Source organism: Kitasatospora sp. NPDC059803 (genome assembly GCF_042732255.1).
In the GTDB taxonomy this organism is placed as follows: Bacteria; Actinomycetota; Actinomycetes; order Streptomycetales; family Streptomycetaceae; genus Kitasatospora.
Genome location: NZ_JBHWIJ010000041.1, coordinates 7,857 through 34,635, shown reverse-complemented (window position 1 = coordinate 34,635; position 26,779 = coordinate 7,857). Strand labels below are relative to the sequence as shown.

Here is a 26,779-nt window from a genome sequence, read left to right as displayed (position 1 = left end):
GGGGGGGGGGTCCCGTGAAAACCGGGGATATCCCCCCCCCCCCCGCCGCCCCCCCCCCCCCCTTGAGCGGGGCGCCCGGGCCCCCGGTGCGCAGCGGGGCGGATCAGACCTGGCCGGCCTTCTCCAGGGCCTCGCAGCAGGTGTTGATCATGAGGCGGGTGACGACGTAGGGGTCGATGTTGGCGTTCGGGCGACGGTCCTCGATGTAGCCCTTCTGCTCCACCTCGACCTGCCACGGGATGCGGACCGAGGCGCCGCGGTTGGAGACGCCGTAGCTGTAGACGTTCCACGGGGCGGTCTCGTGCTTGCCGGTCAGGCGGGACTGGATGTCGTCGCCGTACTGGCTGACGTGCTCCAGCACCTTGTCCTGGGAGGCGCCGAGGGACTCGCAGGCGGTGATGATGGCGTCGTAGCCCTCGCGCATCGCCTTGGTGGAGAAGTTGGTGTGCGCGCCCGCGCCGTTCCAGTCACCCCTGACCGGCTTGGCGTCCAGGGTGGCGTCGATGCCGAACTCCTCGGCGGTGCGGTACAGCAGGTAGCGGGCGATCCACAGGTCGTCCGAGACGGTCAGCGAGGAGACCGGGCCGATCTGGAACTCCCACTGGCCGGGCATGACCTCGGCGTTGATGCCGCAGATCGCCAGGCCGGCGTCGATGCAGCGGTCCAGGTGCAGCTCGACGATCTCGCGGCCGAAGACCTCCTCGGCGCCGATGCCGCAGTAGTAGCCGCCCTGCGGGGCCGGGAAGCCGCCCTCCGGGAAGCCGAGCGGGCGGGAGCCCTTGAAGAAGGTGTACTCCTGCTCGATGCCGAAGATCGACTCCTGCGCCGCGTACTTCTCGTCGACCTCGCGCAGCAGGGCGCGGGTGTTGGACGCGTGGGGGGTGCCGTCGGTCTCCAGCACCTCGCACAGGACCAGGATGTTGTCACCGCCGCGGATCGGGTCCGGCACGACCTTCACCGGGTCCAGCACGCGGTCCGAGGCGTGGCCCTCCGCCTGGTTGGTCGAGGAGCCGTCGAAACCCCAGGTCGGGATCTTGTCCGCGTTGGGCAGGACCCGAGTCTTGGAACGGAGCTTCGCGGTCGGCTTGGTGCCGTCGATCCAGATGTACTCGGCCTTGATTGCCACGGCGGTGTACCTCGCATTGCTGGGTGGTGGGTGCCCGCGTAGCGTCGCAAGCCGCCGTTTCCCGGTTGTTCCTCTTGTGTAACGCGGATGTGAACCAACCCTCCGTATTGGCACGGTCACGGTGCGGGAGTGCCAGGGCGGCGCCCGGAGTGGCGGGAGCGGCACCCGGGGTGCCGGGGTCGCACCCGGGGTTCCGGGATGGCACCCAGGGTTCCGGGGTCGCACCCGGGATGGCGCTCCCGCCCCGCGAGGGGCCGGGGCTCAGCTCCGGCGGGCGTGCGCGGCCCGGCGGCGCCGGGTGGCCCACAGGGCGCAGGCCCCGCCGGCGACGAGGGCGGCGGCCCCGGCGGCCAGCGGGCCGGTGGCGCTGCTGCCACCGGTCGCGGCGAGGCCGGCGGCCGGCTTCTCCGACGGCCCGGGCTTCTCGGTGGCGGCCTGCGGGACGACGGCGCGGGCGGTGGTGCTGGTGTCCGCGACCGGCTGGGCGGTGGTGGCGGCGGCGGTGCCGGTCGGCGCGGGCGACGTCGGGGCCTGGGTCGGGGTCGCGCCGGCAGCCGGCACGGAGGGCTTCTCGCAGCTCACCGAGGCCACGGTGATCTTGCCGGTGACCTTGGCGACGTTCAGGTTCAGCGGGTTCACCTCCACCTGGACCTCCAGGGCCGAGGCGGCGGCGGTGGTCGAGGTGGTGCTCTTCTTGGAGAGCTCCACCGACACGCTGCCGATCAGCGGGACGTCCACCTTGGTCGGCCCGTACAGGCCGATGGTGACGGGCTTGCCGAGCACCGTCAGCTTGGCGGGCGCGACGACGTCGGCGGTCGGCTGCCCGTCGACGGGGCAGGTCGCCTCGGCGCTCATCGCCTCCAGGCCGATCAGCGTGGTGGCGGGCAGGCCGGGGGCGTGCACGTCGGCGTTGACCAGCTTGACGGAGGCGGCGGTGCCCTTGGCGTCGATGCGGGTCACGGCCGTGCCGATGTCGGCCTTGACCAGGGTTACCGGGCCCTGCTGGTCGACGCCGTCGACCTTGGCGGTGAGGAGCGAGCCCTCGCGCTGGGCCGGCGTCTCCACCTTGTTGAGCGCGAGGTCCACCGGGACGTCGACCGTCTTGTTCAACAGGCTGACGTCCAGGGCGAGTTCGGCGGTTACGGCGCGCGCCTTGCCGGGCGAGGCGGCGGACGGCTGCGAGGACGACGGAGAGGACGACGCAGCGCCCGCCGGGGTGGCCGCCGGCGCGGCCGGGGCCGCGTACGCGGGCGGGACGGTGAGCAGCGTGCAGGCCGCGACCACGGCGGCGGCGGAAGCGGCTCGGCGAACGGAACGAGCCGAACGGGTGGAACCGGCGGAACGGGCGGAGCTGGTGGAACGAGAAGACATGGCGGTACCCCCACAGGTGCTGTTGATCCGGAGCGCGCCCAGACGTCACCCGAGACAGGCGGGGAGGGGCCGGCGTTCCGAACGGTGAGCCGCCAGTCTTCTCGAACAGTCCGTCACAGGAGCCACACAGAACGTCATTTCACTCGTTGGAGTGAGATTGACGTCTGCCGCTGACTCCGGTCTGCTACGGCAGTCGCCAGTCCACCGGCTGCGCCCCCTGCCGCGCCAGCAGCTCGTTCGCCCGGCTGAACGGCCGCGAGCCGAAGAAGCCGCCGCTCGCCGAGTACGGGCTCGGGTGCGCCGACTCGATCGCCGGGATCTCCCCGAGCAGCGGCCGCAGGTTGCGGGCGTCGCGCCCCCACAGGATCGCCACCAGCGGGCCGCCGCGCGCCACCAGCGCCCGGATCGCCTGCTCGGTGACCTCCTCCCAGCCCTTGCCCCGGTGCGCGGCGGGCTTGCGCGGCGCGGTGGTCAGCGCGCGGTTGAGCAGCAGGACGCCCTGCTGCGTCCACGGGGTGAGGTCGCCGTTGGACGGCTGGGGCAGGCCGAGGTCGCTGCCGTACTCCTGGAAGATGTTGATCAGGCTGGCCGGGATCGGCCGGGTCTCCGGCGCCACCGAGAAGCTGAGCCCGACGGCGTGGCCCGGGGTCGGGTACGGGTCCTGTCCGACGATCAGCACCCGCACGTCGGCGAAGGGCTGCTGGAAGGCCCGCAGCACGTTCGGCCCGGACGGCAGGTAGGTGCGGCCGGCGGCCAGTTCGGCGCGTAGGAAGTCGCCCATGGCGGCGACCTGCCCGCCGACGGGCTCCAGGGCGGTGGCCCAACCGGGCTCGACGATCTCGTTCAGTGGACGCGGTGCCATGGTGGCCACCCTATCGGCCTACACCGACAGCGCGTTCAGCGGATGATCATGCATACGAACCCGGGACCGCCCGGCCCACGGCCGACCACGACGGATCGCCCGCCACCGGCCACCCGCTCACCCCACCGGCCGGCCGCGCAGCACCACCAGCCGCGGGTCGGCGAGCACCCGGACGTCCGCCCGCGGGTCCTCCCCGTACACCACGAAGTCGGCCGACTCCCCCTCCTCCAGCCCCGGCCGCCCCAGCCACTCCCGCGCACCCCAACTGGCCGCCGACAGCGCCTGCGCCGGGCTCAGCCCCGCCTTCACCAGCTCCGCCACCTCCTCCGCGACCAGCCCGTGCGCCAGCGAGCCGCCGGCGTCCGTGCCGACGAACACCGGGATGCCGGCGTCGTGCGCGGCGCCGACGGTGGCGTAGCGGCGCTCGTGCAGCCGCCGCATGTGGGCCGCCCAGGCCGGGAACCTGCCCTCGCCGCCGGCCGCCAGGCCCGGGAAGGTGGCGATGTTGACCAGCGTCGGGACGATCGCCACGCCGCGCTCGGCGAAGGCCGGGATCAGCTCCTCGGTCAGCCCGGTGGCGTGCTCGATGCAGTCGATGCCGGCCGCCCGCAGGTCCGGCAGCGACTCGGCGGCGAAGCAGTGCGCGGTGACCCGTGCGCCTTCCTCGTGCGCCGCCGCGATCGCCTCGGCCAGCGCGTCGCCGGGCCAGCAGGCGGCGAGGTCGCCGCGCTCGCGGTCGATCCAGTCGCCGACCAGCTTCACCCAGCCGTCGCCGCGCCGGGCCTCCGCACGGACGTACGCGGCGAGGTCGCCGGGCTCGATCTCGTGCGCGTAGTTGCGGATGTAGCGGCGGGTGCGGGCGATGTGCCGCCCGGCGCGGATGATCCGGGGCAGGTCCTCGCGCTCGTCGATCCACCGGGTGTCGGCGGCCGAGCCGGCGTCGCGGATCAGCAGGGTGCCGGCGTCACGGTCGGTGAGCGCCTGCTTCTCGCTGGTCTCCGCGTCGACGGCGCCGTGCGCGTCCAGGCCGACGTGGCAGTGCGCGTCCACCAGACCGGGCAGCACCCAGCCGGTCACCGTCCGGACGTCCTCGGCGCCGGGCGGGCGGGTGAAGCTCACCCGGCCGTCCACGACCCAGAGTTCGTCCCGGACGTCCTCCGGACCGACCAGCACCCGACCCCGGACGTGCAGCACCGCGCCATCGCTCATGGCCCGCACTCTACCGACGGGCGTGTTCCCTGTAAGCAGCAAGAATGCGGCAGACTCGTGCCGACACCCATCACCTCATGCCCGAAAGGCCGCCACCGTGAGCCCCTTCCTCGACCTCCCCCCGCTCAGCGCCGCCGAGTTCGCGGCGATCGAGGACCAGGTGGCCGCACTGCTGCACACCACCGCGGACGTCATCGTCACCCAGGGTGAGGCGCTGCTGCCGCTGGAGGCCGCGATCCGCGGCGCCGCGCACCCCGGCTCCACCGCGCTCAACATCGTCACCGGCCCGTACGGGCAGACCTTCGGCAACTGGCTGCGCTCCTGCGGGGTCGAGGTCGTGGACCTGGCCGTCCCCTTCGACAGCGCGGTCAGCGCACAGCAGGTCGCCGACGCCCTCGCCGCCCACCCGGCCGTCGACTTCGTCTCCCTCGTCCACGCCGAGGCCGCCACCGGCAACACCAACCCCGTCGCCGGGATCGCCGCCGCCGTCCGCGAGCACGGCGCCCTGCTGATGCTCGACGCGGTCGCCTCCGTCGCCGCCGAGCCGCTGCTCACCGACGAGTGGGGCGTCGACCTGTGCGTCATCGGCGGCCAGAAGGCCATGGGCGGCCCCGCCGGGGTCTCCGCCGTCTCCGTCTCCCAGCGCGCCTGGGAGCGGATCGCCGCCAACCCGGCCGCCCCGCGCCGCTCCTACCTGTCCCTGCTCGACTGGAAGGAGCGCTGGACGGACGCCGGGCGCACCGTGCTCCCGCACGCCCCCGCCCAGTTGGAGATGCTGGCCCTCGGCGCCTGCCTCGACCGGATCGCCGCCGACGGCCTGCCCGCCGTCATCGCCCGCCACCGCGCCGCCTCCGCCGCCACCCGCGCGGGCGCCCGCGCGCTCGGCACCCTCGCCCCGTTCGTCACCGAGGACGCCCACGCGGCCCCCGTCGCCACCACCCTGCGCACCCCGGCCGGCGTGCACGCGGCCGAGCTCGCCGCCCGCCTCGACCCCGCCCTCCCCGTCCAGCCCGGCGGCGGCCCCCTCGCCGCGTCGATGCTCCGCGTCAACCACTACGGCCCCGCCGCCGCCCTGCCCACCGTCCACGCCTGCCTCACCGCCCTCGCCACCGCGACGGACGCGGACCCGGCCCCGGCCCTGGCCGCCGCGGAGGCGGCCTGGACGGCAGCCGTCCAGGGCTGACACCACGGCGCCGTCGAGGCCCGATCACGCGGAGCGGCCCCCGGGACACCCGGTCCCGGGGGCCGCTCCGTCTCACCCTCGGACAGGACCTGGTCCCACGCGGCGCGGCGGGTTTCGGCCATCGGCTCCCGGCACAGTTCCCGCAGCGTTCATCTGCGCGGCACGCCGATCTCACCGGGGGCAGGCAGGCTCCGGCCAGGGGTGAAGTTGGCTATACAACTTCACCCGGGACGCCGCCGAGGAGGAGACCACCGTGACCGAGCTGCCGCCGTACTGGCTGCGCGACAACTGCCCGTGCGCCGAGTGCCGGGACCCCAGGAACGGGCAGAAGCTGTTCCAGATCGACGACCTGCCGCAGGACCTGGCGGTCGCCGCGAGCACGGAGACCGACGGGGGCCTGGAGGTGCTCTGGTCGGACGGGCACCGCTCGCGGTACCCGCTGGAGTGGCTCGGCGCCGAGCGGGACGGCGACGGGCGGACGGAGGAGGACAAGCGGCTCTGGGTGGCGGCGGACTTCGCACACGGGATCCCCGAGGCGCGGTGGGAGGCGTACCTGGCCGACCCCGCCGAGCAGGCCGCCGTCCTCACCGCCGTGCGCCGCAGCGGCTTCGCGGTGCTGCGCGGGGTGCCGGCGGTGGAACGGCAGGTGCTCACCGTGGCCGAGAGCTTCGGCTACGTCCGGGTCACCAACTACGGGGAGCTGTTCGACGTCCGGGTCGAGCCGGATCCGAACAACCTGGCGTTCACCAGCGTCGCGATCGCGCCGCACACCGACAACCCGTACCGGGACCCGGTGCCGACGCTCCAGCTCCTGCACTGCCTGGAGAACTCCGCGACCGGCGGCGACTCCGGCCTGGTGGACGGGTTCCGGGCCGCGGCGGCCCTCCGGGAGGAGGCGCCGGCGGACTTCGAGACGCTCACCCGCACGCCCGTCCCGTTCGTCTTCCGCGACCGCCGCACCGAACTGCGCGCCGACCGCCCGCTGATCGAGGTGGACGCCCTGGGCCGGATCCGCGAGGTGCGGTTCAACAACCGCTCGATCGGCACCCTGCGCGGGAGCTCCGGCGAACTGACGGCCTTCTACGCCGCGTACCGCCGCTTCGCCGCGATCACCCTGCGCCCCGAGCTCCAGCTCGCCTTCCGCCTCGACCGCGGCGACTGCCTGGTCTTCGACAACACCCGGCTGCTGCACGCCCGTACGGCCTTCCAGCAGGACGGCCACCGCCACCTCCAGGGCTGCTACGCCGACCTGGACACGCTGGGCAGCACCCTCGCCGTGCTGCACCGGCGCGCCGCCGCGCTGGACGCGATCGCCGGGCTGTTCGCGGGCGAGGGCGCCGGGGAGTACCTGGGCGAGGAGGTCACCATGGCCGAGCACATGCTCCAGGCCGCCGCTGCCGCCGAGGCGGCCGGGGCGCCGGACCACCTCGTCGCCGCCGCACTGCTGCACGACGTCGGCCACTTCCACGGGGCGCTACACGGAAGGAATTTGATGGAGGGTCAGGACAACCGGCACAGCGACACCGGCGCCGACTGGCTGGCGCGGTGGTTCGGCCCGGAGGTGACCGAGCCGGTCCGGCTGCACGTGGCCGCCAAGCGCTACCTGTGCGCAGTGGAACCGGACTACCGGCAGCGGCTGTCCGAGGCCTCGGAGTACACCCTCACCGTCCAGGGCGGCCCGATGGACGAGCGGCAGGCCGCCGCGTTCGCCGAACTCCCGGGCGCCGCCGACGCGGTGGCCGTCCGCCGCTGGGACGAGCAGGCGAAGGCGGCCGGGGCGCCGACACCCGGCTTCGAGCACTACCGCCCGCTGCTCGCCGCGCTCATGCGCTGATGGCGCCGGCCGGCACGCCCGGGAAGAGGGCCAGGCTCAGTCACCCTCCCGGGCGTGCCGCGAAAGCGCCGACGCGGCCAGCGAGTTGTGGATGCTGAACGCCACCGTCCCGGGCAGGTAGCGGTCCTGGGACCACTCCACCGGAGTGCCGGTCGGGTCCGTCGTGCGCCGCCGTTCGCGCAGCAGCGGGCCGCCGCGGCGGCAGCCGAGGAGCCGGGCGTCCTCGGCGTTGGCGGCCACGATGTCGATGGTGTGGTCGGCGTCGGTGAACAGGATGCCGTGCTCGCGCAGGACTTCGGTGTGCGAGACGACGTCCGCCGGCAGCTCGGCGACGATCTCGCCGACCCGCGGCGGGTAGATGGTCCGCTCGACCATCACGGGCGTGCCGGAGAGGGTGCGCAGCCGGACGGTCACATACACCTCGGCGCCCGGCTCCAGGCGCAGTTGCTCGCGTTCGGCGGTGTCGGCGGGGCGGCGGACCAGCGAGTCCAGGATGCCGCCGGGCTCCTCGCCCATCGAGTACGCCCAGTGCGTGAAGCTGAGCAGTTCGGAGAAGCTCTGCACCCGGGCGCCCCCGAGCACGACGCGCCGGGTGCCGCGGCGGGAGGTGACCAGCCCGTCGGAGCGCAGGACGGCGAGCGCCTGGCGGACGGTGCCGCGGGAGACGCCGTACTGCTCGGCGAGCGCGCCCTCGGCGGGCAGCCGGCCGGCCTCGCCGTACGCGCCGGTGGTGATGGCCTCGCGCAGGTCGGCGGCGACCTTCCGGTACAGGGCGCCGGGAGCGCGCTCGGCGGGGCGCCCGGGCTCAAGTGCCACGTCAGTCAATGTCCCTCCTGGGGCGGTGTCCTGCGCAGCCGTACCGGCACGGACAGCCCGACCTTATCCCGCTGCGCCTTTGAAGCATCGCACCGAACGGATCACGCTCCGATGGCCGGATTCGACCGTTCCCGCAGCCGACCCCGGTTCTGGGCCGTCCGTTCACCTTCCCGTCATCGGACTCCGGCGTACTTACGTCCGTCAGCGAAGTTGGCTAGTCAACTCGGACGGCCTCGAACGGCTCCGGGCGGCTCCGAACGGCACCGGGCACCTCAGAACGGCTCCGAACGGCCACTCGCACGATCCCCCGATCAGACAACCCCACCGCAGCTCACCCCCTTGCAGTACACCCGATCAGGAGACTGACCCGTGTCCGTGCACCGCGCCCGTTCCGCCGCCTTCGCAGCGGTCCTGACCGCCGCCGCGCTGTCCCTCACCGCCTGCGGCTCCGCCGGCTCCTCCACCGCGAAGTCCGGCGACGCCGCGGGCGGCAAGAGCGCCAAGACCGCCACCTCGGTCGCCGACTTCGGCGGGATGGACGGCCTGATCGCCGCCGCCAAGAAGGAGGGGAAGCTGCACGCCATCACGCTGCCGCGCGACTGGGCGAACTACGGCAAGCTGATGGACGACTTCAAGGCGAAGTACGGCATCGAGATCGAGGACGAGAACCCCGACGGCGCCAGCCAGGACGAGATCAACGCGATCACCTCCCGCAAGGGCCAGGACCGCGCCCCCGACGTCGTCGACCTCGGCTCGGCCTTCGCGCTCAGCGCCGCCAAGCAGGGCCTGCTGGCCCCGTACAAGGTCACCGACTTCGACAAGATCCCGGCCACCATGAAGAACGCCGACGGCCTGCACTACAACGACTACGGCGGCTACATGTCGATCGCGTGCGACGCCAAGAAGGTGTCCGCCTGCCCGAAGACCTTCGCCGACCTGCTGAAGCCCGAGTACAAGGGCATGGTCGCCCTGAACGGCAACCCGACCAAGGCCGGTGCCGCGTTCGGCGCCGTCTACGCGGCCGCGCTCGCCAACGGCGGCTCGCTGGACAACATCCAGCCCGGCATCGACTTCTTCGCCAAGGTCAAGCAGGCCGGCAACTTCAACCCGGTCGAGGTCACCCCGGCGACCATCGAGAAGGGCGAGACCCCGATCAGCATCGACTGGTCGTACCTGAACGCCGGCTACGCCGACAAGTTCAGGAGCAAGGGCATCGACTGGCAGGTGACCATCCCCTCGGACGGCTCCTACGCGCAGTACTACAACCAGGCGATCAACAAGGACGCGCCGCACCCGGCCGCCGCCCGCCTGTGGGAGGAGTACCTGTACAGCGCCGAGGGCCAGAACGGCTTCCTGGGCGGCTACGCCACCCCGGCCCTGTTCGACGCCATGAAGACGGCCGGCACCCTGGACGCCGCGGGCGCCGCCAAGCTCCCGCCGGTCGAGAAGCCCTTCACCACCTTCCCGACCCAGGAGCAGACGGACACGGCCAAGAAGACCGTGACCGAGAACTGGGCCAAGGCGATCGCGGGCTGACCTGACGATGACCACGGCTCCCACCCCGGTGCCGGCCCCCGCCTCCGCCGCCCAGAGCGGCGGGGGCGCCCCCGGCCCCGCAGCAACCACCCCCGCCACCGCCGACGCCACAACGGCCAAGGCCACCGACACCACGGCCACCACGGCCAAGAGCACCAAGACCGCCAAGACCGCCAGGGCCCCCCGCCCCGGCAAGCCCCGGGCCGGCCGCGGCCGCGCCTGGCTGGCCGCCCTCCCCCTGCTCCTGTTCTTCCTGGTCGGCTTCGGCCTGCCCGCCGTCGCGATCGCCATCGGCGCGTTCACCACCTCGCCCGACGCCCCCGACGGCGGCGGCACCTTCACCACCGACAACCTCACCGGCTCGCTGCAGGGCGCCTACTGGACCGCCCTGTGGGGCAGCGTCAAGCTCTCCCTGCTGACCGCTCTGATCGCCACCGTGGTCGGCCTGCCGCTGGCCCAGGCCGTGGCCACCTCCCGGTTCCGGGTGTTCCGCGAGGCGGTGCTCTCCGCCTCCGGCGTGCTCGCCAACTTCGGCGGCGTGCCGCTCGCCTTCATGTTCGTCGCCACCCTCGGCAACGCCGGCGAGGTCACCAAGAAGTTCGGCCTCACCAGCCACGGCTGGAACCTCTACACCTTCACCGGCCTCTCCGTGGTCTACCTGTACTTCCTGGTGCCGCTGATGGTCATCACCATCACCCCGGCCCTGGAGGGCCTGCGCACCCAGTGGCGCGAGGCCGCGTACAACAACGGCGCCACCGTCGTGCAGTACTGGCGGCACGTGGCCCTGCCGGTCCTGGTGCCCTCGCTGCTCGGCGGCTTCGTGCTGCTGTTCGGCGCCTCCTTCGCCGCGTACGCCACCGCCGAGGCCATGGTGGGCAGTTCGGTGCCGCTGATCTCGATGCAGATCGGCGACGCGCTGTCCGGCAACGTCCTGGTCGGCCAGGGCAACCTCGCCCTCGCCCTCGGCCTCGACATGATCGTGGTCGCCTGTCTGGTGATGGCCGTGTACCTGCCCCTTCAGCGCCGGAGTGCCAAGTGGCTCGCCTGATCAATCGCATCCGTTTCGGCCGCGGCCTCGTCCTGCTGCTCTGCGGCGTCTACTTCGCCGTACCGCTGGCCTCCTCGGTGATCTTCAGCGTCGACGACAACAAGGGCGGCACCACCTTCCGGGCCTACACCGAGCTGCTGAACGCGCCCGGCTTCCTGGACAGCCTGGTACTGAGCCTGGAGCTGGCCGGCGTCACGGTGGCGGTGCTGCTGCTCCTGCTCGTCCCGGCGATGCTCGCCGCCCGGCTCGGTGCGCCGAAGCTGCGCCCGGTGATCGAGGTGATGTGCTCGATGCCGCTGGTCGTCCCCGTGGTCGCGCTCACCACCGGCATCATCGGCGTGCTGCGCTGGGGCCCGGACTACCTCCAGGACACCCCGCTGTTCCAGACCATCGTGGCCATCCAGGACCCGAAGTTCCCGATCGTCCTGGTCATCGCCTACGTGCTGATGGCGCTGCCGTTCGCCTACCGGGCGCTGGACGCCGGGCTGCGCGGCGTGGACGTCGCCACCCTGGTCGAGGCCGCCCGCAACTGCGGGGCCGGCTGGCTGCGCGCGGTGTTCACCGTCGTCCTGCCGAACCTGCGCAGCGCGCTGCTGAACGCGGCCGTCCTCACCGTCGCCCTGGTGCTCGGCGAGTTCACCACCGCCTCCATCCTCGGCTTCGCCCCCTTCTCGGTGTGGATCAACTCCAACGGCAAGAGCGACGGCCAGATGTCCGTCGCCGTCTCGATGCTCAGCCTGCTGATCGTCTGGCTCGTCCTGCTGCTGATGTCCGCCGTCGGCCGCGGCCGCAAGGGCGCGCGGGCCTGAGACACCCCGCCGCGCGGCCGTCCCGCGCCCTGGCCGCACGGTCCTGAACCACCCCACGCTTTCCAGGAGTCACCAGCCATGACCACGGTTTCCGCCCCCGTCGCCGGTGCCGCGCTCGCCCCCGGCGGCGCCACCGTCGAGTTCCGCTCGCTGCGCCGCTCGTTCGGCGCCACCACCGCCCTCGACGGCCTGGACCTGACCGTCCACCCGGGCGAACTGCTCGCCCTGCTCGGCCCGTCCGGCTGCGGCAAGACCACCGCGCTGCGCATCCTGGCCGGCTTCGAGCAGCACGACTCCGGCGAGGTCCTGGTCGACGGGCAGGACATCACCGCGATCCCCGCCCACAAGCGCGACGCGGGCATGGTGTTCCAGTCGTACAGCCTCTTCCCGCACCTGAGCGCGCTGGACAACGTCGCCTTCGGGCTGCGGATGCGCGGCGCCGGCAAGGCCGAGCGCCGCAAGCGCGCCCAGGAGCTGCTGGAGCTGGTCGGCCTGCCGCACCGCGCCGAGCACTACCCGCACCAGATGTCCGGCGGCCAGCAGCAGCGCATCGCGCTCGCCCGGGCGCTCGCCCTGCAGCCGCGCGTGCTGCTGCTCGACGAGCCGCTGTCCGCGCTGGACGCCAAGGTCCGCCTCCAGCTGCGCGAGGAGATCCGCCGGCTCCAGCAGGAACTGGGGATCACGACCCTGTTCGTCACCCACGACCAGGAGGAGGCGCTGTCGATGGCCGACCGGGTCGCGGTGCTGCGCGCGGGCCGGCTGGAGCAGTGCGCCACCCCGTCCGAGCTGTACGGCCGCCCGGCCACCGCGTTCGTCGCCGAGTTCGTCGGCACCATGAGCCGCATCCCGTGCACCCGCACGTCCGACGGCGTCGAGGTGCTCGGCCGCCGGCACGCGGTGGACGGCGACCTGCCCGCCGACGGCGAGCTCCAGGTGCTGGTCCGCCCGGAGAACGTCACCCTGACCCCGTCCGAGGCCGGCCCGGCCCTGGTGATCACCGCGTCCTTCCTGGGCGCCGTCACCCGGCTCACCGTCCGCCTCGACGACGGCACCGAGGTCAAGGCCGACCTGCCGACCGAGGCCGCCGCCGCGCTGCCGGCCGGATCGCGCGCCGAGCTCCTGCTGCCGGAGCGTCCGGTGCTGGTGGACCGCCGCACCGTCTGAGAGCCTCGAACCCCATCTGCGTAGCACCATCTGATGAACCACCGAAGGTACCGCCATGCCTGAAGCCCTGACGCCCAACTCCGCCCTGACGCCCGAATCCTCCGTGACGCCCGACCCCCTGGCCCCCGGCGCGCCTGCGCCCGAGGCCCCCCGCCCCGCCGCCGTCCTGTTCGACATGGACGGCACCCTGGTCGACACCGAGCAGCTCTGGTGGCAGGCCGCCGCCGAACTCGCCGACGAGCTCCACCACGCGCTCACCGACCAGGACGCCCCCGAAGTGCTCGGCCAGGCCGTCGAGCACACCGCCGCCCACCTGCACAAGGTCAGCGGCACCACCCTCACCGAGGCCGAACTCGCCGCCCGGCTCGGCGAGTCCTTCGCCGCCAAGGTCGCCGCCGAGACCGTCCCGCGCCCCGGCGCGCTCGCCCTGCTGGCCTCCCTGCGGGACGCACAGGTGCCCACCGCCCTGGTCTCCGCCTCCCCCCGCCAGGTGGTCGACCTGGTCCTCGCCGCCATCGGCCGGGACTGGTTCGCCGTCACCCTGGCCGCCGAGGACACCCCGCGCACCAAGCCCGCACCGGACCCGTACCTCGCCGCCGCCGAACGGCTCGGCCTGGACCCGGCCGCCTGCGTCGCCGTCGAGGACACCCCGACCGGAGTCGCCTCCGCCGCTGCGGCCGGCTGCGCCGTGCTCGCCGTGCCGTCCACCGCGACGCCGATGCCCGACGGCGGCCGGATCACCCTGCTCGCCAGCCTGGAACAGGCCGACCTCGCCCTGCTGGGGAAGCTCGGCGCCGCCCGGGCCGTTTGACCGGCATGCCCTATCTCCTGCTCTCCCTCGCCATCCTGAGCGAGGTCTGCGCGACCAGCTGCCTCAAGCTCACCGAGGGGTTCACCCGCCTCTGGCCGAGCCTGGGGGTGGCGGTCGGCTACGTGCTGTCCTTCGTGCTGCTCGGGCGCGCGCTCAAGCACATCCCGGTCTCGGTCGCCTACGCCGTCTGGTCGGGGGCCGGGACGGCGGCGGTCGCCGGAATAGGCGTGGTCGCCTTCGGCGAATCACTGGGACGCCTCCAGTGGCTGGGGATCGCCCTGGTGATCGTCGGAGTGGTCGTGCTCAACCTCAAGAACAGTCACTGACGGACCGCCACCGCGACCCACGGTGCTGGTCAACTGCCCTTTCGGAGCGGGAAGTCGGATGTGCCGACCGCCCGCTCCGAGTGGTTCGCTACCGTGGGCCCCATGACCGAACCACGGCCCCACCACTACCGCTTCGTCCACCGCGAGCTCGCCCGCCAGGTCCTCGAATTCGGCCCGCGGCTGACCGTCCCGGACGCCGGCGGCAGCCTCCTGCCCGTCCTCACCGGCATCTGGGACAACCTCGGCCAGACCCTCCCGCCCGAGGACCGGCTGCCCAGCCACGGCCTGGACTGCCGGCACCTGCGGGCCGACGGCCACCCCCTGCTGCTCGTCACCCTCCCCACCCCGACCGGCGCCACCGAGGCCCACTTCGTCGCCGCCGTCCACCCCCAGGGCACCAAGACCGTCCGCTACGTGACCCTGGAGCACGCGCTCAACCCCTTCGACGGCAGCCCCGGCACCGTCCTCGGCGAGTGGTCCTCCGAAGGCCACCTCAACCACGGCGAGGGCCCCTCCCCCGTCGCCGAACTGTTCGTCGCCGCGGTGGCGAAGCTCGTCGCCCCGAAGAAGCGCGGCTTCTGGCGCCGCTGACCCCGACGCCGCCCGGCCGCCGCCCGGCCGCCTCCCGGCCGCCGCCGACGCCGCCGCGCGCTGGCGCATCGTCAAGATCCCGTCACCGCAACGTGAAGCACCCGTCACAACAGGTCGCCCGCGTACCGACTGCGGCTATGCTCGGCCGGTCACGCCATCGACACATCGGGGGAGCAGTGGCCGACTTCACGGTCAGCACCGAGTTCCTCGCCAAGCTGGCCAAGGACCTCAAAGGCTGCGGCGACGAACTCGACCAAGGACTCAAGGCGCTCAAGGAAGCGAGTCGCAGCGGACTGGGCTACGACTTCCTCGACGAGGCCTGCGGACACTTCCAGGGCACGTGGGAGTACGGGCTGAAGAAGGTCCGCGAGTGCGTCAAGATCCTTGACGACGGCCTGGAGCAGGTGCAACAGGGGTACGACAGCACCGAACAGGACACCACCAAGGCCCTCACCCCCCAGGGGCGGTCGTGACCGCCCCCACGCCGGACTGGTCCGGCCTCGGCTTCAACCCGACCCCCGGCGACACCGCCGCGGTCACCGGCCTCAGCGGCAGCCTGCGCCGAGTGGGCCAGCACCTGACCGACGTCCACACCACGCTCTCGCAGCTCTCCGCCAACCAGGGCCAGTGGACCGGCGAGGCCGCCAAGGCCTTCGCCGGCCAGTTCGGCAAGCTCCCCACGTACCTCCAGGACGCCGCCGACTCGATCACCGCCGCCTACCAGGCCCTCGACGTCTGGTACACGGCACTGACCGAACACCAGCCCAAGGCAGCCGAGTTGGCCCGCGCCGCGGTCGCCGCCAAGCAGCAGAAGGAGCAGGCCGAACAGGCGCACACCGCCGCGGCCGCCGCCCCCGACCTCAAACTCGCCGGCCAGACCTTCCCCGACGACGCCGGCCTCGCCGCCGCCGAGCAGCGCTACGCCAAGGCGAAGGACCACCTGGACGCGGCCGCCGCACTCGTCGGCAGCGCCGCCAACGACCTCACCGAGCTCCAGAAGCAGGCCCACGAACTCGCCGGGGGCCACAAGTCCGACGCCCACAAGACCGCGGCCGCCATCCGCAAGGCCGCCGACAGCAAGGCGCCGCCGGAGCCCGGCTGGCTCAGCAAGGTCGGCAACTGGCTCAAGAACCACGGCGCCGACATGCTCACCGTCGCCGCCGGCCTCTGCGGCGTCGCGGCGATCTTCTTCCCCGCCTTCGCGCTGCCGGCCCTCCTGCTGAGCGCCGCCGCCGCAGGCACGCACGCGACCAAGTACGCCCTTGAGGGCAAGCTGTGGCCGCCGCAGAAGAACATCGGCAACTGGCTGACGCTGGGCGGCGACGTCATCGGCGCGATCCCCGGGGTGGGCGTCGCGGCCAAGGGCCTGAACGCCACCCGGGGGGCGCGCGCCGCCGGTGGGAGCGTACGCGGCGCCATGAGCGCCGGTACGACCGAGGTCCGGGCCGCCGCCCGCGCCGTCGACCCGGCCAACCCGATCTTCACCACCGCGATCGAGAAGCCCGCCATCAAGCTCGGGGTCTCCAAGGCCACCGCGATGAACGTCTCCGACGGCGTCCAGGCCGCCACCACCTTCGGGCTCAACGTCCCGACGGCGTACGCCCTCAGCCAGGACAATCCGAGCGGCGGCCTCACCGACGCCGTCAACTACACCACCGGCGGCAACAACGTCATCGGGTCCGTCGGCGTCGGCACCGCCGGCGGCAAGGGCTCCGCCGTCATCGGCACCGTGTCCGCCGTCGGCAACCTGCTCGGCATGGGCGGATGGGCGGCCGGCTATGGCCGTTGAGACCACCGGGATTCCGCCGCTCTGGCTCACCCTGCCCGCAGGCTTCACCCCCCTCGACCTCGACGAGGACCTCGGCGACCGGATGGCCCGCACGGCGGAGGGCCTGGACGCGGCCTTCCCCGACGCCCGGCCCGAACAGAAGCTCAGCGCCGTGATCGCCGCCGAGACCGCGCTGCAGACCCAACTGCGCGAGGGCGCGGTCCACGTCTCCAGCTGCCTCGTCCGGGCCGAGGACGGCGAGCCCATCCACGGCATGCTCACCGTCTTCGTCCGCCCGCAGGACCTCGGCGCGCCCGGCAGCTACCCCGCCCGAATCGCCGAACAACTGGCCGAGGCCTGGCCGGACGCCGACGTCGGCGTGGTGGACCTGCCGACCGGCCGCGCCGCGCTCGCCGCCCGCGACCTGGCCGTCCCGGTGCCCGGCGCGGTGTTCGGCGTGCCCGACTCCACCGTCAACACGGTGCGCCAGCTCGAACTGCTGATCCCGCACCCGTGGAGCCCGCACGTGGTCGCCGCCGTCTTCACCACCGAGGACCTCGACCACTGGGACGAGTGGCTGCCGCTCCTGGCCACCGCGTTCCGCGGCATCTCCTTCCACCCGCCCCGGGACGAGAGCGCCGACGCGCTGCCACCCGACCAGTGGGACAACATCCGAAAGGCCTTCGGATGACGACCACCACCGACTCGGCCCCGCCCGACGGGCTCCGCCGCCTCCGCGGCGCACTGGCCCTCATCGCCCTCTCCACCGCCATCCTCATCGGCGTCACGGCACTGAACGTGTACGTCAACTCGTTCGTCGCCACCATCGTGGGCTTCGCCTACCCCGTGGTCATGCTGCTCGCCCTCGCCCTACGGCGCGACGCCGACAGCAACCCCGCGTTCCAGCGCAAGGCGTTCGCCTGGGGCGCAGGCATCGCCGCCGTCGCCTTCGTCGCCTACCTGTCGGGTTCCGTCGCCTGGACCAACCTGATCCTGGGATCGGGCCGGACGGTGCAGGCCGTAGTCCTCAACGAGAAGACGACCGACTCGCTCCACGGCTCCGGACGGGCCTACGCCCTCGCCTCGACCGACCCGGCCGGCGAGATCCCCGGCGGCGACCTCGAAGAGAGCTCCACCCGGTTCAAACCCGGCGACGTCATCACCGTCCGCATCGACCCGGCCGGCCAGGTCGCCCCCAAACTCCCCGGCGAAGTCGACTCCACCGCCTACCTGTTGACATTCCTCGCCTGCAACACCCTGATCGGCGGCACCCTGCTCTGGTCCGCACGCAGACCCACACCGCCACAGGACCCCTCCGACCCCGTGGTGCACACAGTGTCCTGAAGAACGTCGCCGCCGTCAGCGGACGGATCACTCGACCACTGAAAGCGCTACGGGCTCGATGCCACTGAATCCCCACTCCGCGCGAAAGTGATCTCAAGTGAGCACGGAAAATGTTCAGTTGATGGTCGACCGCCTCGAAGCCATCCAGTGGACGGCCTATCGGGAGGGGGAGCGGAGGGCCTTTTCTCGCGCGGCGCTCATGAAGGAGTACTTCCGACGGGCCGCGCTCTGGCTCGATGCTCGCTGCCCTGCGCCATGCCTGTAGAAGGCCCACGCCTGCTTCTCCCTCCACCCCGAGGAAGTCCCCCTCCCGCCCGGCCAGCCCCCGTGTCCGGGGGCGAGGGGACGCGTCGTACTCTTCCAGCCCGATCGGACGCACGCGGGGAGAGTCATGGGTACGACCAGGGACCGTAGCCGGGCCACCGTACTGAGCGCTGTCCTGGTCCTGGGTGTCCCCGTGGGGACGTTCGGGCTGGTGCTCGCGGGCACCTACCTCGGCGGGGGCGCCGCGTCGCTGCTCGGGCTGGTGCTGGTGGTGGCCTGGGTGGTGGGTCTGGTGCGGCTGCTGGGGCGGTGGGTGGGCTGCTGGGTGGCGCTGTTCGCCGTTCTCCTCGCGGGCCTGGCGACGGGGGCCGTGGCCATGGCGCGGGACGACGTGATCCTGCGGCTGTCCGGCGAGACGGTGACGGCCCGGGTCGCCGGGGAGACGGACCGTCTCGCCGGGAAGCACCCGTCCTCGATGTACGACCTCGCGGCCGAGGACGGCACTGCGTTGCCCGGCGGCGAGTTGTCGACGGGGCTGCGCACGCTCGCGGTCGGCGACCGGGTGACGGTCCGTTTCGATCCGGCCGGCCGCGCCGACCCGCAGCGCCCGGGGGACATCAGTCTTCCCCGGGATCTCGGGCTCGCCGTCGGGCTGACGGCCGCCCTGATGCTCGCCGTCGCCTGGCTGGGCCGCGAGTCGGCCCGGCGGCGAGGCGGCGGAGCGGCCGGGCCGGTGTCCTGACCTGACCCCGGTGAGCAGGAAGTCTGCCGGGCCGACTTCCTGCTCCGGGGGGATCGTTCAGCCCAGCAGTCCGGGCAGTTCCGCGACCGAGCCGAGGACGTGCGTCGCCCCGTCGGCCCGCAGCCGGGCCTCGTCGTGGGCGCCGGTGAGCACGCCGGCGACGACGGACGCTCCGGCCCGTACGCCGGTCAGCATGTCGTAGCCGGTGTCGCCGGCGACGGCGATCTGCCGCACCGACTCGACTCCGGTCCGCAGCAGCGCGGTGAGCGCGAGGTCCGGGTAGGGGCGGCCGCGGCCGGCCTCGGCGGGGCTGAGGGTGAGGTCGGCGACGGACTGCCAGCCGAGGGCGGTGAGGATGCGGTCCTGGGTGGCCCGGGAGAAGCCGGTGGTGAGGGCGACCTTCCGGCCCTGGCCGCGCAGTTCGGCGATGGCTTCGGCGGCGCCGGGCAGGGCGGCGCAGTGCCCGGCGTCGACGAGGTCGTGGTAGGCGGCCTCGAAGGCGGTGTTGGCCCGCTGGGCCTTGTCCTCGTCCCCGAAGAGGTGCCGGAAGACGGAGATCTTGGATTCGCCCATGGTGGCGCGGACGTGGTCCAGCATGGGGCCGAAGCCCGGGCTGCCAACCTCGACGCCGAGCGTCCGGGCGGCGGCGGTGAAGGCCTGTTCGACGAGGCCGTCGTCGGCCACGGTGGTGCCGGCCATGTCGAGGACGACCAGGCGGATATCAAAGGACATGTCAACTACCCTTACAGGTTTGCGAGTTCGGCGGTGGTTTCGGCGATGGCCGGGGAGCAGGTCATGCCGCGGCCGCCGGGGCCGGTGACGAGCCAGACGCCGTCGCGGAGTTGTTCGCGGTGGACGACCCGGGTGGTGTCGACGCACTGCGCGTACACCCCGGCCCAGCGGCGGCGGACGCGCGGCAGGGGGCGGCCGAGCAGGTCCTCGGCCACGCCGACCAGGTGGTCGTACGGGTCCTCGACGACGTCGAAGCCGAACGGCTGGTCGTACTCGTGGGTGTCGCCGATGGTGAGGCCGCCGTCGCGCCGCTGGACCATGAGCAACTGCATCTTGTGTTCGGCGGCGACGTCGGGCTGCGGCTGGGTGTCGCGGAGGCGGTCCAGGGCGGTGCCGGCGAAGGCCGGGTAGTAGCGGAAGCTGTCGCCGTCGGCGACGGAGGTGGTGAGGGTCTCGCCGAGCGGGTCGGTCTGCATCATCTGCAGCCGGACCTTGCGCACGGGCAGCGAAGGGGCGAGTTCGCGGACGAGGCCGCCGAGCCAGGCGCCGGTGCAGAGGATGACGAGGTCACCGGTGTGGACGTCGCCGTGGTCGTCGCGGACGGCGTTCTCGCCGATCACGTCGCGGACCTCGCGGCCGGGCAGGAAGGTGTAGCGGCCGGTGGCCTGGAGGGCGGCGCGCAGCGCGGGCTGGGCGGTGCGGGGTTCGACGGCGGCGTCGCGCTCGCACCACAGGGCGCCGAGGAGTTCGCCGCGCAGGGCGGGGTTGGCGGCCCTGGTCTGGTCGGCGTCGAGCAGCCGGTAGCCGCGGGCGGCGGCGTCGGGCAGGGTGAGTGCCTGTTCGGCGACGGCGAGTTCGGCCTGGGTGCGGATCGCGGTGAGCGATCCGTTGGCGCGGAAGCCGAGGTCGGGGACGCGGGCGCCGATGCCTTCCCACAGTTCGCGGGCGCGCAGCGCGGTGTCCAGTTCCTCGCCCTGTGCGCGGCCGCTGACCCAGACCAGGCCGAAGTTGCGCACGGAGGCGCCGCGCGCCTCGGTCTCGCGCTCCAGGTGGACGACCTCGTGGCCGCGTTCGACGGCCTGCCAGGCGTGCATGGTGCCGAGCACGCCTGCTCCTACGACGATGACTCTCATGCGGCCAGGCTGGTGCGCCCAGGTGTCCTGGGGGCGTCCCGGTAGCGTCCCGCAGATGAATCACCCGAAAAGTTGTACAGACAACCCTGGGGGCCGGGTAGGGCCTACGGCCGCAGCACCCGCGCCCGCAGGTAGTTGCGCCGCCCGAAGTTCGGCTCGTCCACCGCCGTCAGCTCCTCCACCTGGAACCGGTACAGCGCCGCCGCCCCGCCCCCGGTGAGGAACTGCCGCCGCACCTGCTCGTCCTGCGCGAAGGACGGGTACCGCCCCTGGTAGGCGGCCAGAGCCGCCTCGGCCTGCCGCCCCCAGGCCTCGCTCGCGCCGCCGGTCAGTTGCAGGCCGCGCAGCTGCTCGCCGAAGACCGGCGGCGGCAGGAAGACGGTGGCGGCGGCCCGGGCCTCCTCGGCGAGGTGGTGGCTGTGCCGGGTGGAGCGCTCGCTGACGAAGTACAGGACGAGGTCGTCGTCGTACGCGAAGAAGGCCAGGTTGGCGTGCGGGCCGTGCTCGTGGCCGGCGGTGGCGAGGGTGAGCACCATGGCCTCGGCGAGCAGGCCCTCGACGCCCTTGTACGGCGACTCGCCCGGCCAGTCCCCCTGCGTGATGTCGAGTCGGTACGGCATTGGCACTCCCTCCGCTGGCACGCCCGGCGCTCCCGCGCCCCGGCACGACTGAGCCGGGCGGGTTCCCCGCGAAGGGGCCCCACGCCCGGCTCACATGCTCTACCCGCCACCCCGGCCAGACAAGGGTCGGACGGGCTACGGGGAGGCTACGGAATCAGCGCTGTCGGGTCTCGCCGCCAGTACTGCCGGCACCCGCCGTTCAGCGCTGCCGACACCCGCCGTCACTACTGTCGGCCGTCGCCGTTCAGTGCTGCCGCGTCCCGTACGCCGCGTGGCGGCCCGCCATCGCCGGCATCGCGCCCGGACCGAGCAGCGGGCGCAGCGCACCCGCCCGCATCCGGTCCACCAGCGGCCCGCAGCGGCCGGCGAGCGGCGCCAGCACCACCGCGACCAGGAGGCCGACCAGCGCGCCGACGGCCACGTCGTGCGGGTAGTGCACGCCGACCCAGACCCGGGAGGCGCCCATCAGCACCGCGAAGATCCCGGCGATCCAGCCGAGCCGCCGGTCGGCGAACCAGAGTGCGGTGGCGGCGGCGAAGGCGATCACGGTGTGGTTGCTGGGGAAGGACCAGTCACCGGCGCCGGGGCAGGTCTCCAGCGAGATGCTGCCGGGGATCTGGGCGCACGGCCGGACTTCTTCGACCATGCCCTTGAGCACCGAGTTGACGCCGTACGCGACGACCACGATCACCGGCGAGGCGAGCACCTTGGCCATCACGGCCGAGTCGGCGCCGCGCGCCCGCCACCAGGCGTAGAGCATGAAGACCGCGAACAGGCCGAGGCCGAGCGCCGACCAGACCTTGATCAGCTCGTCCAGCCAGTGCGGGGCGGCTTGCGCCCACCCGTTCACCCGGGTGTAGAGGCTGCCGTCGATGCCGCTGCCGTCGTAGACGGCGAGAGCCCGGGAGGACGTCACTTGTCACCTCCGTGACGGTGCGCCTTACGGGCGCGGAACAGTTCGAGAACAATGGGGAGCACGGAGACAACTACTACCAGACCGATGATCGGGAGCAGATATCTGTCGATGCTGGGGATCGACGATCCGAGCCCGTACCCGGCGAGCACGACGCCGACCGTCCAGAGGGCGCCGCCGGTCACCTGCCAGAAGGTGAACGAGCGGACCGGCACTTCGAGCACTCCGCAGAGCGGGTTCAGCACCGTTCGGACCACGGGGATGAAGCGGGCGAGCACGATCGCCTTGCCGTGGCCGTACTTGCCCAGCAGTTCCTCGGCCCGCTCGACGCCCTGCAGCAGGCTCTTGCGCTCGGTGCGGCGCAGCAGCGCGCGGCCGCCGCGCTTGCCGATCAGATAGCCGACCTGGGCGCCGGCCAGCGCGCCGACCAGGGCGGCGGGCAGCACCTGGTAGAGCTCCAGCTGCGGGCCCTTGGTGGCGCCGGGCACGCACAGCAGGCCGGCGGTGAACAGCAGCGAGTCTCCGGGCAGGAAGAAGCCCACCAGCAGGCCGGTCTCGGCGAAGAGCACGACGGCGATGCCGAGTGCGCCGAAGGCAGCGAGCAGCGAGGACGCGTCCAGCGGGTTCACCGCGAGGTGAGCGGCCGGATCGGCGAGGAACTGAAGCAAGGCTGGCGGACCTCCCGTACGTTGGGGGGCGGTTCACAGCGGAACCCGCCCCGACCGTCTACAGTGACGTAGACGGTCTACATGACTGTAGACGAAACCTGGAGGAAGCGCCGCCATGTCCGACGTACCGTCCGCCCGCCGGCCTGCCGGGGAGCTGGAGGCCGAGGTGCTGGCCGCGCTCTGGTCGGCCCGGCAGCCGATGACCCCGCAGGACGTCCAGTCGGCACTCGGCGGGGACCTCGCCCGCACCACCATCGCCACGATCCTCGCCCGCCTGCACGACAAGGGCACCGTGGAGCGCACCCGGGCCGGCCGCGCCTACGCCTACATCCCGACCGTCCAGGACACCGCGGGCCTCGCCGCCCGCCGGATGCACACCGAGCTCGGCCGCGAGGCCGACCGCTCCACCGTGCTCGCCCGCTTCGTCTCCGACCTCTCCGCCGAGGACGAGCAGCTGCTGCGCGACCTGCTCGGCGACGGCGCCCCGGGCCTCGGCTCCGCCCCGGGCACCGACGGCGACACCCCCGGTCTCGGCCCCCTCCCGGGCACCGCCCCCGCCCCCGGCCACCGCACCCCCGGGGCGGCCGGATCGTGATGATCGCCGTCTGGGCCCCGCTGCTGCTGCCGTTCCTGGCCGCCCCGCTGGCCCGCCGCCTCGCCGACGCGCTGCCGCCCCGGGCCGCCGCCTGGATGCTCGCCGGGACGTCCGCCGTGCTGGCCGGCGGCACCCTCTGCTCGCTCGGCCTGCTCGCCGCCGCCGGGCTGCTCCAGCTGCCGCCGGTCGCCGCGATCGGCCACCTGTCGCTGCCCTGGCTCACCGCCGCCGCACCCGACGCACCGGGGGCGGCCGCCGCGGCCGGTCTGGTGCTCGCCGCGCTGACCGCCCAGGCCGTCCGCACCGCCCGCCGCCACCGGCTGGAACTGCGCGAGGCCCGGGCCGCCCTCCCGGCCTGCGCCGCGACGGCCTGCCCCGCGCCGGCCGAGGGCCGGCATCCGGACGCGCGCCCCGGGCACGCCACCATGCGCCGGGCACGCACCCCGCAGGCCGTCCTGGCCGGCGCCCGCACCCTGCTCCAGCCGGGCGAGCACCCGCTCGCCGTCCTCGACGACGAGCGCGCCGACGCCTTCGCCCTGCCGGGGCGCCTGCCCCTTCCCGGCCGGCCCGGCGAGCCCGGCCGGATCGTGGTCACCTCCGGCATGCTGCGCATCCTCACCGGGCCCGAGCGGGCCGCCCTGCTCGCCCACGAGCGCGCCCACCTGACCGCCCGCCACCACGTCTTCCTCGCCCTCGCCGAGCACGCCGCCGACCTCCACCCGGCGCTGCGGCCACTGCGCGCGCCCCTCGGGTACCACCTGGAGCGCTGGGCCGACGAGGTGGCGGCCGCCCGGGTCGGCGACCGCACCGTGACCGCCCGCGCGGTCGGCCGGGCCGCCCTGGCCGCCAGCCGCTCCCCCTGGCCGGCCCGGCCCCGACTCGTCCCCGCCGCCCACTCCGGGCCGGTCCCGCGCCGGGTCGCCGCCCTGCTCCAGCCCCGCCCGGCGGCCACCGCCACCGGCACCCGCCTGCGCGCGGTGGCGATCGCGCTGGCCGCCTGCCTGGCGCTGAGCACCGCCGCCTCCCTGGAGGCCACCGCCGACCTGCACCACACCGTCGAGGCGGCCCAGCGCGGCACCGGCGCGGAACGCTGACCGCCGAGCCTGCACCAGGCCCACATCAGGCCTCGCACCAGCACCGCACCAGGCCCACGCAAGGCCCGCACCAGGCCCACGGAAGGCCCGCATCAGGCCCACGCAAGGCCCGCATCAGGTCCCGCACCAGGCCTCGCACCAGGCCCGCGTCGGGCCCACACCAGGCCCGCACCAGGCCCCCCGCTAGTCATCACACCTCGGCATGTCCACGGTCATACCGTCCGGTATGCCGAGTTGGCAGACCCCGTCCCCAGACCCTCACCGCCCCCGTACGCTTTCGTCAGCGCGTCGACCCCGGCGCGGCCTCGAACGGCGGCGAGGAGCAACGCGAGTGCGGCAGACCGGACGGCAGTCCCGACGACCAGAACGCCGCACCGCGCCGAGCGCGGCCGAGCTGGCCAGGGTCCACGACCGCACCCTCGCCGAAGCCGCCGCCCGCGAACTCGTCCAGCCCCCCTACCCCGACCCCGGCTCCCCCGGCCGGCTCGAACCCCGCCCCGAGATCGGCGACTCCTGGGCCCGGCTGCGCCGCCTCGGGCTCGACCCCGACGCCGGCGCCGCCGCCGTCCACCTCGGCCCCGCCGAGATCGAGCAGCGCCGCCGCACCAGCGGCCTGGACGCGGTCCTGTCGGTGCTGCGCGACACCCTGCTCCAGCCGGTCGGCCAGAGTCCGCTGATCCTCGCCATCGCCGACGCCGAGGGCCACGTGCTGTGGCAGGAGGGCGAGCGCGCCCTGCGCCGCAGCGCCGACCGGATCGGCTTCCTCACCGGCGCCCGCTGGATCGAGGAGAGCGTCGGCACCAACGGCATCGCCGTCGCACTGCGCGCCCAGCGCCCGATGCACGTCCACTCCGCCGAGCACTACCTGCGCAGCCACCACTCCTGGACCTGCGTCGCCGCCCCCGTGCACGACCCGGGCACCGGGCGACTGGTCGGCGCGATCAACCTCAGCGGCCCGGCCCGCAACGTCCGCCCGTACCTGCTGCAGCTCACCGCCACCGCCGCCCGGCTCGCCGAGACCGAGCTACGCGCCCACCGGCTGGAGGCGCTGCACCAACTGCGCACCCTGGCCGCCCCGATGCTCGCCCGGGTGGCCGGCCCGGCCCTGGTGGTGGACTCCGCCGGGTGGACCGCCGCCGCGGCCGGGCTGCCGCCGCCCGGCCGGCTGCGGGTGCCGGTCGGCGGCTGGGGAACCGCCGCCGTGCACTGGGTGCCGGGCCTCGGCGAGTGCGCCCTGGAGCCGCTCGCGGACGGCTGGCTGGTGCGACCGGTCCGGCCGCCCGAGGCGGACGGCTCCGGCACGGTGACGGCCGAACAGGCCGAGCAGGCCGAGGGCGCCCGGCTCCGGCTCGACCTACGCCGCCAGGACCGCCCGGAGCTGACCGTCCGGGGCGCGGCCGGCAGCTGGTCGCACCCGCTCAGCCCGCGCCACGCCGAACTGCTGCTCCTGCTCGCCACCGGACGCGAGGGCAGCACGGCCGCGCAGCTCGCGGAGGCGCTGTTCGGCGACCCGGGCCGGACGGTGACGGTCCGCGCCGAGCTGTCCCGGCTGCGCCGCTACCTGGGCGGCCTGCTGGCCCACCGGCCGTACCGCATCGCCGAGTCGGTGCTGGTCACGGTGGACGGGCCGGACGACCCGTACGACCTGCTGCCGGCCTCCTCGGCCCCGGCCGTCCGGCGGCTGCGGGCCGGGCTGGCCGCGGGGACGGTCCGGCTGCCGAGCGCGGCGCCCGTCCCCCCGCCGCGCGGGCCCGCCGGCGCCCCGACCGGGCCTCAGCCGCCGGCGAGCAGCGCGGCCAGCTGGGCGTCGGTCGGGCCGCAGACGCGCTCCGCCTCGGCGGAGACCAGCGCGTAGGTACGGTCCAGCCACGCCTGCACCCGGGGCTTGGAGACCTCCAGCAGGGCGCTGCCGTGCGGTGATTCGAGCGCCAGGTGCAGCGTCGAGCCGTGGCACGGGCAGTACGCCGGCCACAGTTTGACGTCGCCCTGGCCGCTCAGCGCCTGCAGGCCGTCGCGCAGCAGCTCGCGCGAGAACACCCAGTCGGCCTCGTCCGGCCGCCCCAGATGGAAGGTCAGCAGCACCTCGTACGGGCGCGCGGCCTCGAACCGGAACCGGGTGCGCACCTCGCCGACCACCTCCTCGCCCAGCGAGATCCGCAGCATCAGCACCTCCTCCACCCCCCCCCCCCGCGCGGGGGGGGCCGCGCCCGCCGCCCCCCC

The 26,779-nt window shown here is 73.8% G+C and carries 28 protein-coding genes; 17 read left to right on the top strand and 11 right to left on the bottom strand.

The window, feature by feature from the left end:
- Positions 1–103: 103 nt before the first annotated feature.
- From glnII to ACFV6I_RS09910, 4 genes are all read right to left on the bottom strand, one after another.
- Positions 104–1,126 carry a glutamine synthetase gene (gene glnII, locus ACFV6I_RS09925; protein WP_063349568.1) on the bottom strand — a complete coding sequence of 341 codons (1,023 nt, stop codon included), beginning with the start codon at positions 1,124–1,126 and terminating at the stop codon, positions 104–106.
- A gap of 261 nt (positions 1,127–1,387) precedes the next feature.
- Positions 1,388–2,497, bottom strand: coding sequence for an SCO1860 family LAETG-anchored protein (locus tag ACFV6I_RS09920; RefSeq protein WP_380424249.1), 1,110 nt, complete (start codon positions 2,495–2,497; stop codon positions 1,388–1,390).
- 184 nt (positions 2,498–2,681) lie between these two features.
- Complete coding sequence (locus tag ACFV6I_RS09915) at positions 2,682–3,359, bottom strand: uracil-DNA glycosylase (RefSeq protein WP_063349566.1); 678 nt, start codon at positions 3,357–3,359, stop codon at positions 2,682–2,684.
- A gap of 117 nt (positions 3,360–3,476) precedes the next feature.
- A complete protein-coding gene (locus ACFV6I_RS09910; RefSeq protein WP_380424247.1) occupies positions 3,477–4,568 on the bottom strand; it encodes an amidohydrolase family protein in 1,092 nt (363 codons plus the stop codon).
- Positions 4,569–4,665: 97 nt separating this feature from the next.
- Here ACFV6I_RS09910 and ACFV6I_RS09905 point away from each other — a divergent pair, with 97 nt between their 5' ends.
- Both ACFV6I_RS09905 and ACFV6I_RS09900 read left to right on the top strand, forming a co-directional pair.
- A complete protein-coding gene (locus ACFV6I_RS09905) occupies positions 4,666–5,751 on the top strand; it encodes a pyridoxal-phosphate-dependent aminotransferase family protein (protein WP_380336161.1) in 1,086 nt (361 codons plus the stop codon).
- Between the two features lie 253 nt (positions 5,752–6,004).
- A complete protein-coding gene (locus ACFV6I_RS09900; RefSeq protein WP_380424245.1) occupies positions 6,005–7,585 on the top strand; it encodes a phosphonate degradation HD-domain oxygenase in 1,581 nt (526 codons plus the stop codon).
- 36 nt (positions 7,586–7,621) lie between these two features.
- On the opposite strand, the gene ACFV6I_RS09895 is transcribed toward ACFV6I_RS09900, so the two are convergent.
- Positions 7,622–8,401: a GntR family transcriptional regulator gene (locus tag ACFV6I_RS09895; RefSeq protein WP_063349562.1), complete on the bottom strand. Its 780-nt coding sequence runs from the start codon at positions 8,399–8,401 to the stop codon at positions 7,622–7,624.
- A 369-nt stretch (positions 8,402–8,770) separates the two neighbouring features.
- Here ACFV6I_RS09895 and ACFV6I_RS09890 point away from each other — a divergent pair, with 369 nt between their 5' ends.
- The 12 genes from ACFV6I_RS09890 to ACFV6I_RS09835 all read left to right on the top strand — a co-directional run bounded on the left by ACFV6I_RS09890 (position 8,771) and on the right by ACFV6I_RS09835 (position 18,804).
- Positions 8,771–9,937 carry an ABC transporter substrate-binding protein gene (locus ACFV6I_RS09890; protein WP_063349561.1) on the top strand — a complete coding sequence of 389 codons (1,167 nt, stop codon included), beginning with the start codon at positions 8,771–8,773 and terminating at the stop codon, positions 9,935–9,937.
- 7 nt (positions 9,938–9,944) lie between these two features.
- Positions 9,945–10,985: an ABC transporter permease gene (locus ACFV6I_RS09885; protein WP_380424243.1), complete on the top strand. Its 1,041-nt coding sequence runs from the start codon at positions 9,945–9,947 to the stop codon at positions 10,983–10,985.
- Positions 10,985–11,794, top strand: coding sequence for an ABC transporter permease subunit (locus tag ACFV6I_RS09880; protein WP_063351452.1), 810 nt, complete (start codon positions 10,985–10,987; stop codon positions 11,792–11,794). Before ACFV6I_RS09885 ends, ACFV6I_RS09880 begins: the two co-directional genes overlap by 1 nt.
- A 78-nt stretch (positions 11,795–11,872) precedes the next feature.
- Positions 11,873–12,958, top strand: coding sequence for an ABC transporter ATP-binding protein (locus ACFV6I_RS09875; RefSeq protein ID WP_363368993.1), 1,086 nt, complete (start codon positions 11,873–11,875; stop codon positions 12,956–12,958).
- A 55-nt stretch (positions 12,959–13,013) separates the two neighbouring features.
- A complete protein-coding gene (locus tag ACFV6I_RS09870) occupies positions 13,014–13,769 on the top strand; it encodes an HAD family hydrolase (RefSeq protein WP_380424241.1) in 756 nt (251 codons plus the stop codon).
- A 5-nt stretch (positions 13,770–13,774) separates the two neighbouring features.
- Entirely contained in the window at positions 13,775–14,095 is a 321-nt protein-coding gene (locus ACFV6I_RS09865) for a multidrug efflux SMR transporter (RefSeq protein ID WP_063349558.1), read from the top strand.
- A gap of 102 nt (positions 14,096–14,197) precedes the next feature.
- Positions 14,198–14,686: a hypothetical protein gene (locus ACFV6I_RS09860; protein WP_380336145.1), complete on the top strand. Its 489-nt coding sequence runs from the start codon at positions 14,198–14,200 to the stop codon at positions 14,684–14,686.
- Between the two features lie 176 nt (positions 14,687–14,862).
- The gene (locus tag ACFV6I_RS09855) at positions 14,863–15,159 is read left to right on the top strand and encodes a hypothetical protein (protein WP_063349556.1); all 297 of its coding nucleotides are present in this window, start codon (positions 14,863–14,865) and stop codon (positions 15,157–15,159) included.
- Positions 15,156–16,475 carry a putative T7SS-secreted protein gene (locus ACFV6I_RS09850; RefSeq protein WP_380424239.1) on the top strand — a complete coding sequence of 440 codons (1,320 nt, stop codon included), beginning with the start codon at positions 15,156–15,158 and terminating at the stop codon, positions 16,473–16,475. Before ACFV6I_RS09855 ends, ACFV6I_RS09850 begins: the two co-directional genes overlap by 4 nt.
- Positions 16,465–17,145, top strand: coding sequence for a hypothetical protein (locus ACFV6I_RS09845; protein ID WP_063349554.1), 681 nt, complete (start codon positions 16,465–16,467; stop codon positions 17,143–17,145). Before ACFV6I_RS09850 ends, ACFV6I_RS09845 begins: the two co-directional genes overlap by 11 nt.
- Positions 17,142–17,798, top strand: a complete 657-nt coding sequence (locus tag ACFV6I_RS09840) for a hypothetical protein (RefSeq protein ID WP_380424237.1) — start codon at positions 17,142–17,144, stop codon at positions 17,796–17,798. The genes ACFV6I_RS09845 and ACFV6I_RS09840 overlap by 4 nt, the downstream gene beginning before the upstream one ends.
- A gap of 391 nt (positions 17,799–18,189) precedes the next feature.
- Positions 18,190–18,804, top strand: a complete 615-nt coding sequence (locus ACFV6I_RS09835) for a hypothetical protein (RefSeq protein WP_380424235.1) — start codon at positions 18,190–18,192, stop codon at positions 18,802–18,804.
- A 57-nt stretch (positions 18,805–18,861) separates the two neighbouring features.
- On the opposite strand, the gene ACFV6I_RS09830 is transcribed toward ACFV6I_RS09835, so the two are convergent.
- The 5 genes from ACFV6I_RS09830 to ACFV6I_RS09810 all read right to left on the bottom strand — a co-directional run bounded on the left by ACFV6I_RS09830 (position 18,862) and on the right by ACFV6I_RS09810 (position 22,870).
- Positions 18,862–19,536 carry a phosphonatase-like hydrolase gene (locus ACFV6I_RS09830; RefSeq protein ID WP_380424233.1) on the bottom strand — a complete coding sequence of 225 codons (675 nt, stop codon included), beginning with the start codon at positions 19,534–19,536 and terminating at the stop codon, positions 18,862–18,864.
- An 11-nt stretch (positions 19,537–19,547) separates the two neighbouring features.
- Positions 19,548–20,669 (bottom strand): TIGR03364 family FAD-dependent oxidoreductase, encoded by a 1,122-nt coding sequence (locus ACFV6I_RS09825; protein ID WP_380336134.1) that lies wholly within the window; start codon positions 20,667–20,669, stop codon positions 19,548–19,550.
- 104 nt (positions 20,670–20,773) lie between these two features.
- Positions 20,774–21,289, bottom strand: coding sequence for a pyridoxamine 5'-phosphate oxidase family protein (locus tag ACFV6I_RS09820; protein ID WP_380424231.1), 516 nt, complete (start codon positions 21,287–21,289; stop codon positions 20,774–20,776).
- Between the two features lie 244 nt (positions 21,290–21,533).
- A complete protein-coding gene (locus tag ACFV6I_RS09815) occupies positions 21,534–22,205 on the bottom strand; it encodes a phosphatase PAP2 family protein (RefSeq protein ID WP_380336131.1) in 672 nt (223 codons plus the stop codon).
- Positions 22,202–22,870: a DedA family protein gene (locus ACFV6I_RS09810; RefSeq protein ID WP_063349547.1), complete on the bottom strand. Its 669-nt coding sequence runs from the start codon at positions 22,868–22,870 to the stop codon at positions 22,202–22,204. The genes ACFV6I_RS09815 and ACFV6I_RS09810 overlap by 4 nt, the downstream gene beginning before the upstream one ends.
- Positions 22,871–22,985: 115 nt before the next feature.
- Between ACFV6I_RS09810 and ACFV6I_RS09805 the strand changes: the two genes are divergently transcribed.
- The 3 genes from ACFV6I_RS09805 (at position 22,986) to ACFV6I_RS09795 (ending at position 26,414) form a co-directional block, all read left to right on the top strand.
- A complete protein-coding gene (locus tag ACFV6I_RS09805; RefSeq protein ID WP_380424229.1) occupies positions 22,986–23,465 on the top strand; it encodes a BlaI/MecI/CopY family transcriptional regulator in 480 nt (159 codons plus the stop codon).
- Positions 23,465–24,559 carry a M56 family metallopeptidase gene (locus ACFV6I_RS09800; RefSeq protein ID WP_380424227.1) on the top strand — a complete coding sequence of 365 codons (1,095 nt, stop codon included), beginning with the start codon at positions 23,465–23,467 and terminating at the stop codon, positions 24,557–24,559. Before ACFV6I_RS09805 ends, ACFV6I_RS09800 begins: the two co-directional genes overlap by 1 nt.
- A 331-nt stretch (positions 24,560–24,890) precedes the next feature.
- Positions 24,891–26,414 carry a GAF domain-containing protein gene (locus ACFV6I_RS09795; RefSeq protein ID WP_380378083.1) on the top strand — a complete coding sequence of 508 codons (1,524 nt, stop codon included), beginning with the start codon at positions 24,891–24,893 and terminating at the stop codon, positions 26,412–26,414.
- Here ACFV6I_RS09795 and ACFV6I_RS09790 read toward each other — a convergent pair.
- The coding region (locus tag ACFV6I_RS09790; protein WP_380424224.1) for an SsgA family sporulation/cell division regulator at positions 26,333–26,779 on the bottom strand (447 nt) is incomplete at its 5' end. The genes ACFV6I_RS09795 and ACFV6I_RS09790 overlap by 82 nt on opposite strands.